This window comes from Collinsella aerofaciens, assembly GCF_015558785.1.
Taxonomy (GTDB): Bacteria; Actinomycetota; Coriobacteriia; order Coriobacteriales; family Coriobacteriaceae; genus Collinsella; species Collinsella aerofaciens_P.
Map to the genome: position 1 here is coordinate 1 of NZ_JADMOP010000011.1, position 15,503 is coordinate 15,503.

Annotated in this window: 10 protein-coding genes, 1 tRNA gene and 1 other RNA gene; 9 read left to right on the forward strand and 3 right to left on the reverse strand. The window is 61.1% G+C overall.

Annotated elements, in window-relative coordinates; translation table 11 throughout:
• Positions 1-414 precede the first annotated feature (414 nt).
• Complete coding sequence (locus I2G40_RS06245; protein WP_171021549.1) at positions 415-966, reverse strand: LemA family protein; 552 nt, start codon at positions 964-966, stop codon at positions 415-417.
• A 211-nt stretch (positions 967-1,177) separates the two neighbouring features.
• On the opposite strand from I2G40_RS06245, the gene I2G40_RS06250 reads away from it, so the two are divergent.
• Entirely contained in the window at positions 1,178-1,762 is a 585-nt protein-coding gene (locus I2G40_RS06250) for a TetR/AcrR family transcriptional regulator (RefSeq protein ID WP_052044212.1), read from the forward strand.
• 3 nt (positions 1,763-1,765) lie between these two features.
• On the opposite strand, the gene I2G40_RS06255 is transcribed toward I2G40_RS06250, so the two are convergent.
• Positions 1,766-1,855: transfer RNA gene (locus I2G40_RS06255), tRNA-Ser, on the reverse strand.
• A gap of 51 nt (positions 1,856-1,906) precedes the next feature.
• Between I2G40_RS06255 and tadA the strand changes: the two genes are divergently transcribed.
• From tadA to bilS, 5 genes are all read left to right on the forward strand, one after another.
• Positions 1,907-3,688 (forward strand): tRNA adenosine(34) deaminase TadA, encoded by a 1,782-nt coding sequence (gene tadA / locus I2G40_RS06260; RefSeq protein ID WP_138375140.1) that lies wholly within the window; start codon positions 1,907-1,909, stop codon positions 3,686-3,688.
• A gap of 441 nt (positions 3,689-4,129) precedes the next feature.
• Positions 4,130-4,225: signal recognition particle sRNA small type (gene ffs / locus I2G40_RS06265), an RNA gene on the forward strand.
• Between the two features lie 339 nt (positions 4,226-4,564).
• Positions 4,565-6,445: an ABC transporter ATP-binding protein gene (locus tag I2G40_RS06270; RefSeq protein WP_229025948.1), complete on the forward strand. Its 1,881-nt coding sequence runs from the start codon at positions 4,565-4,567 to the stop codon at positions 6,443-6,445.
• Positions 6,446-8,305 (forward strand): ABC transporter ATP-binding protein, encoded by a 1,860-nt coding sequence (locus tag I2G40_RS06275; RefSeq protein WP_138375139.1) that lies wholly within the window; start codon positions 6,446-6,448, stop codon positions 8,303-8,305.
• Between the two features lie 127 nt (positions 8,306-8,432).
• On the forward strand, positions 8,433-8,984 hold the full coding sequence (gene bilS / locus I2G40_RS06280) for a flavodoxin family protein BilS (protein ID WP_195544506.1): 552 nt from the start codon (positions 8,433-8,435) through the stop codon (positions 8,982-8,984).
• Between the two features lie 621 nt (positions 8,985-9,605).
• Here bilS and I2G40_RS06285 read toward each other — a convergent pair.
• A complete protein-coding gene (locus tag I2G40_RS06285; protein ID WP_195544507.1) occupies positions 9,606-11,906 on the reverse strand; it encodes an LTA synthase family protein in 2,301 nt (766 codons plus the stop codon).
• Between the two features lie 213 nt (positions 11,907-12,119).
• Here I2G40_RS06285 and I2G40_RS06290 point away from each other — a divergent pair, with 213 nt between their 5' ends.
• The 3 genes from I2G40_RS06290 (at position 12,120) to I2G40_RS06300 (ending at position 15,446) form a co-directional block, all read left to right on the forward strand.
• Complete coding sequence (locus I2G40_RS06290; protein ID WP_195544508.1) at positions 12,120-12,995, forward strand: nitroreductase family protein; 876 nt, start codon at positions 12,120-12,122, stop codon at positions 12,993-12,995.
• Positions 12,996-13,154: 159 nt separating this feature from the next.
• A complete protein-coding gene (locus tag I2G40_RS06295) occupies positions 13,155-15,182 on the forward strand; it encodes a KUP/HAK/KT family potassium transporter (RefSeq protein WP_195544509.1) in 2,028 nt (675 codons plus the stop codon).
• 69 nt (positions 15,183-15,251) lie between these two features.
• Positions 15,252-15,446 carry a hypothetical protein gene (locus I2G40_RS06300; protein WP_195544510.1) on the forward strand — a complete coding sequence of 65 codons (195 nt, stop codon included), beginning with the start codon at positions 15,252-15,254 and terminating at the stop codon, positions 15,444-15,446.
• Positions 15,447-15,503 lie beyond the last annotated feature (57 nt).

Below are 15,503 nucleotides of genomic sequence, written 5' to 3' on the forward strand. Positions count from 1 at the left end.
GCGCCTTTAGACGCGAGCCCGGGGCCCGTGGGTTATACCCTAAGAGCAAACCACCCTTTTTAAGGGTGGTTCTGATTTGCTTCGCGCCATGTGGGGGCGGTGGCGACGTGCATTTTTGCGAGTATTCTGCAGTCGAAGGTCCCTGCATACCGATCTCGGGCAAAAAATCGGGAGTTCTCGATGTTTTCTACGAATGATGGGCGGGGTTATGGGCTGGCAGCGTTTGATTTGCAGGGATATTCGCGGTCTTTGGCATTTATCGTGGCGCCCGAAGCTCTTGGTTATGTTGAATACTCCTAAAAATGCACGACGCTTAGAGGGGGACCTTCGCGAAAAAGGAAACCGCCCCGTCGAAGTATGCATTCGACGGGGCGGTTTATGCATTTGGCCGATTAAGGATGCGCTGTCAAACTACTAGAACTTGACGGTCGGGGCCTGGCGGGCTGCTTCGGCGGCCTCGAAGCCCTGGCGCTCCTTAAACTGGAAGATGCCGGCAAAGATGACAGCCGGGAACGTCTGAATGGCGTTGTTGTAGCTGAGCACGCAATCGTTGTAGCTCTGGCGTGCATAGCTAATCTTGTTCTCGGTATCCTCGAGCGATGCCTGCAGCTGCGTAAAGTTGGTGTTTGCCTTAAGATCGGGATAGGCCTCGGCTACGGCGAAGAGCTGACGCAGCGCACCGGTCAGCACGTTGTCGGCTTCCATCTTGGCTTCGGGCGTGGTGGCCTTGACGGCGGTGTTACGCGCGCTGATCACGGCGGAGAGCGTCTCCTGCTCGTGCTTGGCGTAGCCCTTGACGGTCTCGACCAGGTTGGGGATCAGGTCGTTGCGACGCTGCAGCTGCGTATCGATGTTCTGCCAGGCGTTATCGATGCGGTTACGCTTGGTGACCATGTTGTTGTAGATGCCGGCGATGGCGCAGGCAATCACAATGACAACAACGATGCCGATGATGACGGGAAGCATGATGTCTCCGTTTCGAATGGCCGCGGCGGCATGCGCCAGCTGCCGTTGGTATAACGCTACTAGTATACCCGCAACGTTTTGTCGTGCCGAACTTTCCGGTAAGCGTTGTGTTTTCGGCGGGGTTGGCACCGGGGCAAAGCGCGCGAGGTACAGGTGTAAGATATGCGACAGATTGACGAGTGTTGTCTTTGCCCTGAGGATGGCGATACCAGTGGACCTTCGCATCAAGAAAACCTACCGCGCCCTGTTCGATGCCTTTACCGAGCTTCTCGAGGAGCATCGTTTTGAGGACCTGACGGTTGCCATGCTGTGCGACCGCGCCATGATTCGCCGCACGACGTTCTACAAGCACTTTCGCGACAAGAACGATTACTTTGCCTTTTATATCGATGAGCTCATGTCGGGCTTGCCGCAAAAACAGCCCGATGAGGCCGGCGCGGTATCTGCCGAGGACGTGCGCGCGCTTCGGCACGCGATTTTGGACGATGCCATGGATTTGATTCTGGCGCACGAGCGGCTCATGGATAACATTTTGGCAAGCAGCATGTCGGGCATGTTGACCAACGTTATTTGCGACCGCATTGCCCGCTCCATCCGCGAGCGTGTGATGAACGTGCTTGCCGAGGATGCCCTGGCCCCCGTGTCACTCGAGACGACGTCTGAGTTTGTCGCCGGCGGTATTATTCGACTTTTCACGATATGGTGGGAATCGGGCCACGATCTTGAGCGTCGACCTGAGATAGCCGATGTGGTCGATGCACTGTTTGAGCGGACCATGACACCGGTGCATCACTAGGAGTGGCGGAGAGAGGGGGATTCGAACCCCCGGAACGCTCTCGCGCTCAACGGTTTTCAAGACCGCCGCATTCAACCGCTCTGCCATCTCTCCGTGAGTCGTAATGATAGCATCGTTTTGGATTTGCAACAGGGAAGGCGAACGATGACGATCACCGAAATCGATGAGAAGTTCATGCGCGAGGCGCTGGCCGAGGCGCGCGCCGCCGCTGCGGTGGGCGAGGTGCCCATCGGAGCCGTAGTGGTGCGCGACGGCGAGATTGTCGCGCGGGCGCATAATCGCCGCGAGCTCGACCAGGATCCTTCGGCGCATGCCGAGTTTTCGGCCCTGTGCGCCGCCGCTCAGTCGCTTGGACGCTGGCGTCTTTCCGATTGTACGGTCTACGTGACGCTCGAGCCCTGCTGCATGTGCGCGGGGCTTATGGTTAACGCGCGCGTGGGGCGCTGCGTGTACGGCGCGGCCGATGCTAAAGCGGGCGCTCTGGGGTCGCTATACGACCTCAATGCCGATTCGCGCCTGAATCATCGGTTTAATGTGACCGCCGGCGTGCTGGCAGACGAGTGCCGCGCGGTGCTGAGCGGTTATTTTAGTGGGCTGCGTGGCACCGATGGTGCTGGCTGCGGTTGTGGGGCCGATCTTGAGGCGCATACCGCCCACGCCGAGGCGCTTGCGGGTGTCGAAGATACTGCCGTTGGGGCGGTCGATTTTGGTGCCGCGTGCCGCCGGCCCCGCCGTGTGCAGCTGGCGATCGACTCCTTTAAGGGCAGCGTTTCGAGCGCGCAGGCGGAGGAGGCCGTTGCCGAAGGTGTGCGCCGCGTGTGGCCCGATGCCCAGGTAAGCGCGCTGCCGCTGGCGGATGGCGGCGAGGGAACGCTCGATGCCGTTGCCGCGTGCGGCGGTGAGGTCGTGGCATGTGAAGTCGCAGGCCCTCTGGGCGACTGTGTGTCTGCCCGGATGCTGGTGGACGGCGAGTACGAGTCGGCTGTAATCGAGATGGCCGAGGCGGCGGGTATTGGGTATTCGCCTTGCACAGAGCCGGCGGCGTTGGCCGCTACGACCTATGGCGTGGGCGAGCTCATGCTTCGAGCGGTTCGTGCTGGGGCAAAGACTATCTATATTGGTCTGGGCGGCAGTGCCACCAACGACGGTGGCGCCGGCATGCTGCAGGCGCTGGGCGCGCGTGTGGTCGATGATCAGGGCTGCGATGTCGCCCCTGGTCTCGCGGGGCTTGAGCAGGTGGCGAGTATCGATTTGGCACCGGCGCTTCGGGCGCTGAATAGCGCGCGTATCGTCGTGCTCTCTGATGTCGAGAACCCGCTCGTGGGGCGTCGTGGGGCACTTGCAGTGTTTGGCGGGCAAAAGGGCCTGCCGACAGACGATGTCGAAGCGCTGGGCAGGTACGACAGTTGGATGGTCGGCTACGGCCGCCTGCTCGATGCGGCGATTACCGGGGTGCGGGCTCAGGGGTTGTTGCGCGTGCCCGAGGGCGTGCGGACATTTGGCTCGGTGCTCGGCGTGCCTGGCGCGGGCGCGGCAGGTGGCTTGGGCGCCGCGCTGCTGGCGCTCGGTGCTGAGTTGCGTTCGGGCGTGGAGACGGTGCTCGATCTGATTGGGTTTGACGAGCGCGTGCGCGATGTCGACCTGGTCATTACAGGCGAGGGCAACATGGACGAGCAATCCGCTGCCGGCAAGGCGCCGGTGGGCGTGGCCCGCCGTGCCAATCGCTATGGCAAGCCGGTAGTCGCCGTCGTGGGCGGTCGTGCGGATAATTTGGATGCGGTGTATGGTCAGGGCATCGACTTGGTCCTGCCGGTCTGCCGCAGGCCCATGCCTCTTGACCAAGCGCTCGACCCCCAGGAAGCCACAACCAACCTCATCTGCGCCGGTGAAGCAGCCGCCCAAGCCTACGACCTCGCCCGCCTCTAAAACCCAACTCCCTATAGGTTGCGGTGGAATAGTTCCTGTTTGGCGGCTCAGGCGGCAAAAACAGGAACTATTCCACCGCAACTTCGAGAATGGCTATCCGAGGCTGGTCGCCTTGGGCCTTGGGTCGGACCGTCCGCCATGAAATGCGGCCATCTACTACGTTTAGCCGAGCGCCCTTGACCATCCCGGATTTTGTGAAATTAAAACCGCAGGTAGAAAGCTTGCCGATTTTCGAAAAAGCCGGCTATGGTTGACCCCTGCGGCCTAAACGTAGTAGATAGGCCCCTTTTGTGGCACGGCAGCAGACCAGTCTTTTTGGGACGGGGCTTATTTGACTACCTGTCGATCTGATTGCCCAAGTAGTCAAAAAGCCCCGTCCCAAATTAGCTACCTTGCCCCATCGGGCGGGAGCGGGTAAGATATATCGAGCGCCTAGCGCGTTCGATGGGTTCGGATGACGACATGTTCCGAATCTGGTCAGGTCCGGAAGGAAGCAGCCATAAGGAGCCTCTGTCGGGCATCCGAATCCATCGAGTGCGCAGGCGTTTTTTGGTGCCGCGGCTACCCGCGAGTGCCGGCAGGGCGCTTGGTGTCTCGCTGGTCCTCGGCTTCGCCTGCGGGATCGCTCGACTACCAAGCGCCCTGCCGGCACCCGCGGGTAGCCGACCAAAACCGCCTGAAGGGTCACATTTATCTGATAATTGAATCCCCGGCGTTATGCCGCTCGCTGGCGTTGCCAAAACATCGGCTGCTACGTGCCTTGGGCGCTAGTGACCGTTGCCCTTACATCTGTAACGAGTTGCTTACGCATCTCCAGGGTTCTCCGTACTATCATGAATCAGATTGAATTGAGATGATGATAGGGAGCGCCTTTTTATGATTGAGCTGCTCAGGCGTTTTGGTGGTAAGTTTCGCCGGTATATGGTGATTGGCCCTGCGTGCAAGTTGATTGAAGTGATCTTTGACCTGCTGACGCCGCTGGTGATTGCCCAGATGATCGATAAAGGTATCGGTGCGCACGACGTGAGTGCCGTCGTCCGCTACGGCATGGTGCTCGCCGCCATGGCTGTAATCGGCATCTCGTTTACGCTTGTTTGCCAGAAGATGGCGGCGCTCACCTCGCAGGGCATGGGTACTGACATTCGCGGCGCACTCTACCAGCACATCAACAAGCTGAGCTATGCCGAGCTCGACCGCTTTGGCACGCCGTCGCTCATCACGCGCATTACCAACGACGTTAACCAGGTCCAGCTCGCTGTGGCGCTGGGCGTGCGCATGCTCATCCGCTGGCCCTTTCTAGCGGTGGGCTCCATGTGCGCGGCCCTTGCCATCGACCTTAAGCTCGGCATCATCTTTTTGATCTGCACGCCCGCCATTGGCCTGGTGTTCTGGGTTGTCATGGCGCGCTGCATTCCGTACTACAAGCAGCTGCAGGCAAAGCTCGACCGCATCGCGCTTATCTGCCGCGAGGGCCTTTCGGGCGCCCGCGTGGTTCGCGCCTTCGTGCGCGAAGATCACGAGCGCGAGCGCTTTGCGCAGGCCGCCGACGACCAGGCCAATACTGCCATCGCGGTGGGCAAGCTCTCGTCGATTCTCAACCCCGTCACGTTTTTGGTGATGAACCTGGGCGTGTGCGCCATCCTGTGGGTGGGCGGCATCCAGGTCAGCGTGGGCGAGCTTACGCAGGGCCAGGTCATGGCGTTTGTGAACTACATGACGCAGACCCTGACCTCCATCGTGTACGTCGCCAACCTGGTCGTGGTCTTTACCAAGGCGAGCGCCAGCGCGTCGCGTATCAACGAGGTGCTCAATTGCGTGCCGGGCATCGCTGACGAGGGCAACCAGCCGGTCGCGCTGCCCAAGCCGGGCAATGTCGCTTCAGTTCCCGCGCTGAGCTTGAGCCATGCGAGCTTCTCGTTTGGCGCTGGCGCGGCCAATGCTGTCAACGATGTGACGCTGGAACTCCCGCTGGGCAAGACGCTCGGCATTATCGGCGGTACGGGTAGCGGCAAGTCCACGCTCGTCTCGCTCATCCCGCGCCTGTACGATGCGAGCACCGGCAGCGTGAGCGTGATGGGCGTCGACGTGCGCACCTGGCCGCTCGACCAGCTGCGCCGTGTGGTCGCGACCGTTCCGCAGCGCGCATCGCTGGTGAGCGGCTCCATCCGCAGCAACCTGACCTGGCGCGATGAAGCTGCGACCGACGAGGAGCTCTGGGTGGCACTCGACATGGCGCAGGCCAGCGAGTTCGTGCGCAACAAGCCGCAGGGCTTAGACGCCCCGGTCGAGGCGGGCGGCAAGAACTTTAGCGGTGGCCAGCGTCAGCGCCTGACTATCGCGCGTGCCTTGGTTGGTTCGCCTCAGATATTGATCATGGATGACTCCGCGTCGGCGCTCGACTTTAAGACCGACGCGGCGCTTCGCCATGCCATTCGCGAGCGCAGCATGCGCGGTGCCGCCAAGGGCGGGCTGCCGCTGACCACGGTGATTGTGAGCCAGCGCGTCTCGACCGTGCGCGATGCCGACGTGATCTGCGTGCTCGACCACGGCTCGGTTGCCGGCCTGGGCACACATGACGAGCTCTATGCGACCTGTCGGCTCTATCGCGAGATTTGCCAGTCGCAGCTGCGCCGCGAGGAGCTTGAGGGCCAGCGGGGGAGCACAGCGCCCGCGCCCACTCCGGCGCCCGCGTCCACCCTAAGCCCCGCGTCCGCCCCGACTGCCCCGGCATCCATTTGCGCAAAGGAGGGCTGCTAAATGAATCCGTACACTTCCTCCGGTTCGGTCGCCACGATGACGGCCAACGTGTCCGGTAACGATAACCTCAACGACCTGGGCGACGGTCCGCGCCAGCCCGGCGACCCCGAGCGCTATCCCGTGGGTGCGGTGACTCGCCGTCTGATGGGCTACGTTCGTCCGCATCGCATTTCGTTTGTTGCGTCGTTTGTGAGTGCCGCCATCTCCGTGATTCTGCAGCTCTACACGCCCATTCTCATCGGCGAGGGCATCGACCTGATCGTTGCCGTCGGGCAGGTGGACTTCGACGCGCTGCTGCCGCTTGTCACCAAACTCGCGCTCGTCGTGGTGGGAGCCGCGGCCTTCCAGTGGCTGCAGGGCTACTGCGTCAACCGCCTGTCCTACGAAACGGTGCGCGACATGCGCGTGGAGGCGAGCGACAAGCTCAGCCGCATGCCGCTCAGCTTTATCGACAGCCATGCTCACGGCGACCTCATGAGCCGCGTGGTCAACGATGTCGACCAGGTGGGTGACGGCCTGCTGCAGGGCTTCACGCAACTCTTTACCGGTGTTATTACCATCGTGGGCACGCTCGCGTTTATGCTTTCCATCAACCTGACCATGACGCTCGTGGTGGTGCTCGTCACGCCGCTTTCCATTTTTGCAGCCGGTGCTATTGCCAAGCTCTCCAACAAAAGCTTTACGGCACAGCAGCGTATTCAAGGGCAGCTCGGTGGTCATATCGAGGAGTACGTAGGCGAGCAAAAGCTTGTCGACGCCTTTGCCTACGGTCCCAACGCCCAGCAGCGCTTCGATGCCCTCAATGCCGAGCTTTACACCGCGGGCGAGCGCGCACAGTTTATGGGTTCGCTCTCCAACCCCGGCACGCGCTTTATCAATAACATCATCTATGCCGTGGTCGCTGTGATCGGCTGCGTGGGCGTGATCACGGGCGTGCCCGCGGCGCTTACGGTGGGCGGCGTGCAGATCTTCCTGTCCTATGCCAACCAGTACACCAAGCCGTTCAACGAGGTCACCAACGTCATTACGCAGATCCAGACGGCGTATGCCTCGGCGCGCCGCATGTTTGCGCTGCTCGATGCCCGCGAGCAGGAGCCCGATGCGGCGGATGCCGTGGAACTTGCTGCCCCGCAGGGCGAGGTCGCCTTTGAGCATGTGGACTTTAGCTACGTGTCCGACCGCAAGCTGCTGCAGGACATCTGCATCGAGGCCAAGCCCGGCATGCGCTTTGCCCTTGTTGGCCCCACGGGCTGCGGAAAGACGACGCTCATCAACCTGCTGCTGCGCTTTTACGATATCGATGCCGGCCACATCACGGTTGATGGCAGGTCTTCGCGTGACTACACGCGCGCAAGCCTGCGCCATGCCTTTGGCATGGTGTTGCAGGATACGTGGCTGTTCGAGGGCACGGTGGCGGAAAACATCGCCTACGGCTGTCCCGACGCCACGCGCGAGCAGGTTATCGAAGCTGCCAAGCGCGCGCATGCGCACAAGTTTATCGTGCAGCTGCCAGGCGGCTACGATACGGTCATCGGCGAGGACGGCGGCACGTTTAGCCAGGGTCAAAAACAGCTGCTGTGCATTGCGCGCGTTATGCTCACCGATCCGGCGATTCTGCTGCTGGACGAGGCAACGTCGAGCATCGATACGCGTACCGAGCTGCAGGTGCAGGCGGCATTCGACGAGCTCATGGCCGGCCGTACGAGCTTTGTCGTGGCGCATCGCCTGAGCACGATTCGCAACGCCGACTGCATTCTGGTCATGCGCGACGGCCAGATTATCGAGCGCGGCACGCACGACGAGCTGCTAGCGGCAGGCGGCTTCTACGCCGAACTCTACCGCAGCCAGTTTGCCCAGTGAGCAAGCCCGTGGGGCAAATTAATCAATCGACAGACGGTGGTTTACATCTGTCACGTTAGTACTAAGATAGTCATCTAATAAATTGCATTAGTGGCTTTAGTTTTGGGGGATACGAGGCAACGTGACTATGACGTGCTCTTTGGTGGTTAACAGCAAGAGCGGTAATACCAGGATGGTTTCGGGTACGATCAAGCGCACTCTGCAGGCTGCGGGTGTTGAGTTTGTCCATGCCGCGGCGTTGAGCGACGATGCGGATGCAGATCAGGTTGCGCTCGAGGCGCAGGGCGCCTGCGCGGCCGACACGGTGCTCGTCGGTTTTTGGTGCGACAAGGGCGCGTGCACGCCTTCGGTCGCGGCGTTGCTCTCCGCTTTGCACGGCAAGCGCGTCTTCCTGTTTGGCACCTGCGGCTTTGGGGCCGATCAGAGCTATTACCAGCAGATTATCGACCGCGTGACCTCCAATTTGGCTGGAGATGCCGAGCTTGCGGGCTGGGCGATGTGTCAGGGCAAGATGGGCCCTGCGGTCAAGCAGCGCTACGAGGCCATGCTCGAGCAAGATCCCGACAACGCCCGATTTAAGATGCTGCTCGACAACTGGGTTGCCGCAAAGGACCATCCTACCAAGGAGGACCTGGACAACATGGCCGCAGCCGCCAAGAAGGCCGTGCTGGGCGAGTAGCTTCGCCGTCCGCGATCCTTCGTGCAAAACAATACAAATGTGAAAGCCTCGAAGTTCTCGAGGCTTTTTTCTTGACACTTGTAGGCGCAACCGTGGCAGGCGTTTGGGGTGACATTTTCCATTACCCCGATGACGAGACCGTCCTGGACGACACACTCGCATGCGTTCGCTGGATGTATTCAGAGTGGGACGGGCTTTCCGGATGGATGGGGTTTCGGAAAGTGTGTCCCGGAATTTGCCTTTGGAATGGGATGCGGTTTCCGGTTGAGGGCTCTGGTGGAAAATGCGACCCGGAATTTGCAATCGGAGTGGGATGCAGTTTCCCAACGGGGCCGTAAGCGGAAACTGCATCCCACTCCGGACGTGAATTCTGGGACACGGTTTCCGGATGCAAAAAAGGCCACAAGACGTGGCCTTCAACTTATATATGTTGCGGATACCCCCATGACAAGCCGCGCTCCAACAACAGGGCGTCTGTCCAGGCGGAGGCATATAAGGTTCATCGCGAGTTCCGCACGCAAAGAAGGCCACTTAATGTGGCCTTCGTCTTGCGCAGGACTGTCCGAGCAGGGAACCTTACGTTCCGCGCCGTCCGGGCAGACGAACCGGGATACAGGCTCGCTACTTGATCTTGGTCGTACCCGGTGCCAGGTTGGGGTCGGTCTCGTTAGCCTCGGTCTGGAAGTGCTCGGTGTACACGTTCTTGCCGTCGCGGAACATCTCGTAGTACTGCATCTTGGCGTAATCCTCGCGCGCCTTGGTGGCGGCTGCGGCGGCGGCATCGTCACCGGTGACGTTGGAGGAGAGCGCCCAGCGCAGGCTGGCGTCCTCGTAGCCGACCGAGTTGATGGCGGGCAGCGACTCGCGCAGCGTCATGTGCGCTTTCTGGTAGTCGGTCAGCGGTGCGCCGATCAGCTGCATAAGCTGCGTGGACAGGTAGTTGGTGGACAGGTCGTCGACCTCGCTCGTCTGGTCGCAGCCGGCAACGTCGTAGTTGGCCCAGATGATGTAGTCGGTCTGCCACAGACGCTCCTGATGCGTAGCATCGTCTTCGCCGGTAAACCACTTGTCATTGAACTTGGACGGGAAGAACGGCTGGTGGTCGCCCCAGAACACCACGACCACCTTACGGTCGAGCTTGCTCAGGGCGTTGAGGAAGTAGCGCAGCGCCTGGTCGGACTGCTCGATGCACGAGACATACTCGTCGACATCGGAGAGCGTGCCGTCCTCGACGGTCTTGGCGTCCAAATCGGTCGTGTCGATATTCAGGTGCATCTGCTTGTCGACCGGCAGCAGGCCCGTATCGTAGCCCGAGTGGTTCTGCATGGTCACGTCGAAGATAAACTGCGGATCGGCGTTCTGGTCGAGCAGCTCAAGAATCTTGTCGTAGGTAGCCTGGTCGGTCACCATGCCGCGCAGGGTGTCGGCTCCCTGGAAGTCATTGATAGACAGGAACTGGTCAAAGCCAAAGTCCTTGTAGACGTTCTCGCGGTTCCAGTTGGTCGCGTGGTTGGGGTGCATGGCCGTGGTGGAATAGCCGAGCGATTTGAACTGTTCTGCCAGGTTCCCGGTCGTCTCCATGTTGTAGATGGTGTAGGGGTACACGCCCGAGCCCAGGTTGGCCATGGAGTTGCCGGTCATAAACTCAAACTCGGTATTGGCGGTACCGCCGCCGTAGGCGCTCACATAGAGCTTGCCGCGGCTGAGGCAGTTGGACAGGTTCTTAAAGTACTGCGGGCCCTCGTAGCCGGCGCGCATGTTCTGGTAGATCGAAAGGTCTGAGAAGGTCTCGTTCATGATGGCGATGACCGTGGGCTTCTCGCTGTCGAACTGCTCCTTTGCGGCGGCGCGCTCGTCGCTCTTGGCCGCGTCGGACTTGTCGTAGGCCTTGGCGTACTTTTTGAGCGTGGCCTTGGCATCGTCGACGGAGTAGTCGGCGGGTTTGGGCGGCTTGATGGACTGCGCCGCACTAATAAAGGCGGGCAGGTAGCCCTCGCGCCAGTAGCTCTCGAGCGGGCGCCAGGTGTAGACGGTGATGCCGAGGGTGTTGTAGTAGTCGATGAGCGTGACATGCGCGGTTACGCCGCCCAGGCACAGCACTGCCACGAGCAGGTTGGTGAGCAGCATGCGCTTGGCGTTGGCGGCACCCTTCTGACGGTGCGGTGCCACCAGGCCGGCGTACTCGCACAGCAGCATGGCGATGGCGGTAAAGCCCATGGACAGCACACAGAACAGCGAGATGGAGAAGGTGTAGCCGGTGCCGGCGACCGCGGCGGCGGTGGAGATGGCCGAAAGGTCGCCCGGCTGGATGGGCATGGATTTAAACGTGATGACGAAGAACTCGGCAATGCCCAGGACAAAGAGGGCAAAGGCCAGGACCGCGGGAGCTGCGCCGTGGCGCTGGAACAGGAAGAACAAGCCGATCATGAGCACGGTGATGATGGCCCACTCGAGCAGGATGCACAGGGGGTAGACCCAGGTAAAGTCGTGGTTGGACGAGACCTCCATGCCCAGCAGCGCAAAGACGCCGGCGAGCAGCAGGCACAGGACGGCGGCGACGAGTGGTTTGCCCACAAAGGCGCCGCGCAGGCGGGCGAGCTTGCCGGTGGGGGCGGGGGCGTCGGGCTTGGCGAACGCAAAGACGCGCGGGGCGATGCGATCGCGGGCGATGCTGGCCCAGGCGCATCCGGTGAGGATGGCGTTGGTCAGGATGAGCATCACAAAGGCGAGCGGCTCGTTTTGGGCGACGAGGCCAATGGCGCCCCAAATAGTCAAAAAGACCTGGAACAGGCCGAAGACGACGCTCCACCCAAGAGCGCTTTTGGCAACGGTGCCCGACTGAGCGCGAATGGCCTTGGCCTCGCGCAAGACAAGGTAGACGGTCGCCGCAAGACCGACGAGCGAGATGGCGGCAGCGAACATGCTGAGACTCCTCACAAACTAAAACGTATGAAAGCGGGGGTTTACCCGATTGTTACCAAGATATGCGCTGCAATTGGTGGCTGCGCACAACAACCAGCCATATTAACGCGCACGTGCGGCGGTGTGGCGCAATGTAGTGGCGGCCTGCGCGATAATGGACGGGAATTACACGGAAACGTAAAGGCTTCTTAAAGAATTAGCGAGGATAGAGCTATGGGCGAGCAGGTTTGTATGACGGGCACCGAGTACTGCGGCGGAGCTGTGGGCGTGGACGCGGGCGGCTATCCGGTCGAGACTACGGGCAACGCGGCGCTGGACATCTTGGAACACCGCTCGTCCACGCGTGCCTTCGCGCGTGATGACGACGACCGTCCCGTGGCGGTGACCGACGAGCAGCGGGCGGCGATCTTGCATGCGGCGAGCCGCGCGCCGTCGGCGGGCGCCATGATGATGTATTCCATCGTGAGCGTCCGCGAGCGGGCAACGCTCGACCGCCTGGCCGACCTGTGCGACCACCAGCCCATGATCGCCAAGGCACCCTGGGCACTAATATTTGTGGTCGATTATGCCAAGTGGATCGATCTGTTTGAGCATGTGGGCTGCTTTGAGCCCGAGTTTGTCGAGCGCACGGGCAAGGCGCCCCGCCGCGCGCCGGGTTTGGGCGACTTTGCCATCGCGGCCCAAGACGCCGTGATCGCTGCGCAAAACGCCGTGGTTGCCGCCGAGGCCCTGGGGCTGGGGAGCTGCTACATCGGCGATATCGTCGAGAATGCCGAGGAAGTTGCCGAGCTGCTCGATCTGCCGCCCTATACCATGCCGCTGTCGATGCTCATCATCGGCACGCCCCGTAAGGAGCGCCCGGCAATCGCGCACCCCGTGGTGAACCTGGTGCACGAGGAGCGCTACTGCCGTGCGGATGCCGCGACCATGGACGCGCAGGTGGACGAGATGGACGCGATGTTCCGTCCGCACGCCCGCGAGGTGGGGGAGCGCGTCGCGGATATCTATACCCGCAAGCACACCAGTCCCTTTATGGCCGAGATGAGCCGCTCCATGGAGTGGTGGTTCAAAAATTGGCTCGGAAAATGACGGATGTGACAAAGGGACCGTCCCTTTGTCACATTCCATATCGCCGCGGTGGCCTAAAGGCCGTATAAATGTTTATCTAGCTGGGAAAACAGTGCCATTCAAACATGGGCCGATTATCTATAATCCCTTCGAACATTAAAGTTGGGAGGAAACCGGCTTATGGAACAAAAGGCCAAGGAGGCAGCCTCGCACGCTGCGATTCCTGTGAGCATCTCGGCGATGCTCGTCACGCTGGGCGTGGTGTATGGCGATATCGGCACCAGCCCCATGTATGTAACCAAGGCACTCGTTGCCGGCAACGGCGGCATCGGAAGCGTCACGGAGGAGTTCGTGCTCGGCGCGCTCTCCCTTGTCGTGTGGACGGTCACGCTGCTGACGACCGTCAAGTACGTGCTGATCTCGCTGCGCGCCGATAACCATGGTGAGGGCGGCATCTTTGCCCTGTACAGCCTGGTCAGGCGCTGCGGCAAGTGGCTTATCATCCCCGCCATGCTGGGTGGCGCCGCGTTGCTCGCCGACGGCATCCTGACGCCGGCCGTTACCGTTACCACGGCCATCGAGGGCCTGCGCACCATCCCGGCGGTCCATGCCGTGTTGGGTGACGATCAGGGCCGCGTCGTGGCCATCACGCTTGCCATCATCATCGCGCTCTTCTTGGTACAACGTATCGGTACGGCCAAGATCGGTCACGCTTTTGGCCCCATCATGACGCTGTGGTTCCTGTTCTTGGGCGGCACGGGTCTGTTCTTTGTCTTCCAGTACCCCGCGGTGCTGCTGTGCCTCAACCCGCTGCGTGGCATCGGCTTTTTGTTGAGCCCCAACAACCACGCGGGCATCATGATTCTGGGCAGCTGCTTCCTTGCCACCACCGGTGCCGAGGCGCTCTATTCCGACATGGGCCACGTGGGCCGCGGCAACATCTACGCTACCTGGCCGTTCGTTAAGTGCTGCCTGCTGCTTTCCTATATGGGCCAGGGCGCTTGGCTTATCAACAACGCCGCCAACCCCGAGCTCATGGGTATCGCCGACCTCAACCCCTTCTACCAGATGCTCACCCCGGGCCTGCGTCCCTTTGCCGTCGGCCTTTCCACCGTCGCGGCCATCATTGCCTCGCAGGCGCTCATCACCGGCGCATTCTCGCTGGTGTCCGAGGCCAGCCGTCTGGACCTCATGCCGCACATGCAGGTCTTCTACCCTGCCGAGACCAAGGGCCAGCTCTACATCCCCATGGTCAACAACGTCATGCTTGTCGGCTGCGTCATCGTGGTGCTGCTGTTCCAGAACTCGGCGCATATGGAAGCCGCCTACGGCCTTGCCATTACGCTGACTATGATGTGCACCACGCTGCTGCTCTTCTTCTACCTGCACGAGGAGCGCAAGCTCAAGGTTGCTCCGTGGATCTTCGCGGCCTTCTTCCTTTTGCTCGAAGGCTTCTTCTTCGTGAGCTCGCTCACCAAGTTCTTCCACGGTGGCTACTTCACCATCCTCATGGCCGCGCTCATCATGGGCATCATGGTGTGCTGGTACAACGGTACGGCTGTTGAGCAGCGCCAGTTTACGCTGCTGCCGCTGCGCAGCTACCTGCCGCAGCTCAAGCGCCTGCGCGATGACGATCGCTACGAGCGCCTGAGCGACAACATCGTGTACCTGACCAAGGACACCCATACCGATTACATCGACCGTGATATCGTCTACTCGATCTTGGACAAGCATCCCAAGCGCGCTCGTGCCTGGTGGTTCGTGAATGTCGAGACCATGGACGAGCCGCATACCTTTGCCTATTCGGTCGAGACGTTCGGCACCGACTACGTGTTCCGCGTGCACCTGTACCTGGGCTACAAGATCAACCAGCGCGTCAATGCCTACCTGCGTCAGGTTGTTCAGGACCTGGCTGCCACCGGCGAGCTGCCGCCGCAGACGCATGACTACTCGGTCTACAAGGATCCGGGTAACATCGGCACGTTCAAGTTCGTCCTGATCCGTAAGCTTCTGGCGCCCGAAAGCGATGTGGAGCCCAGCGAGCGTACGGCCATCACGCTCAAGTACATCATTCGCCGCGCCGCCGGCACGCCCGCGCGTTGGTACGGCCTGGAGAACTCCAACGTGAGCTTTGAGTACGTGCCGCTGTTCACCAAGTTTAAGGCCGTGAACAAGATGCAGCGCCTGGCTCCCAACGAGCGGCCGTAGTCGACGCTCGAGGTTTGTCTGCGAACGGGCGGGCTTGTATTGACGGGGATTGAGTCCTGGGAGGAAACCATGGATGCAAAGGTGCTTGACGGTTGCGATCTTGCGACCGAGCTGGTGCGCGAGGCACGCGCCGATGCCGCCGAAGATCGGTTCTTTACGAATCGTGCCAACATGGACATGGCCGACCGCGTGATCTCGATCGTGGCACTGGTATTTGGAGCGGTGTGCGTGTGTGCCCTGCTCGCGCACGTGCTGTTTGTCTAGCGACCGCCGGTTGCAAAGGCTATACACTTGGAACCACCACAAGGGAAACCACCACAA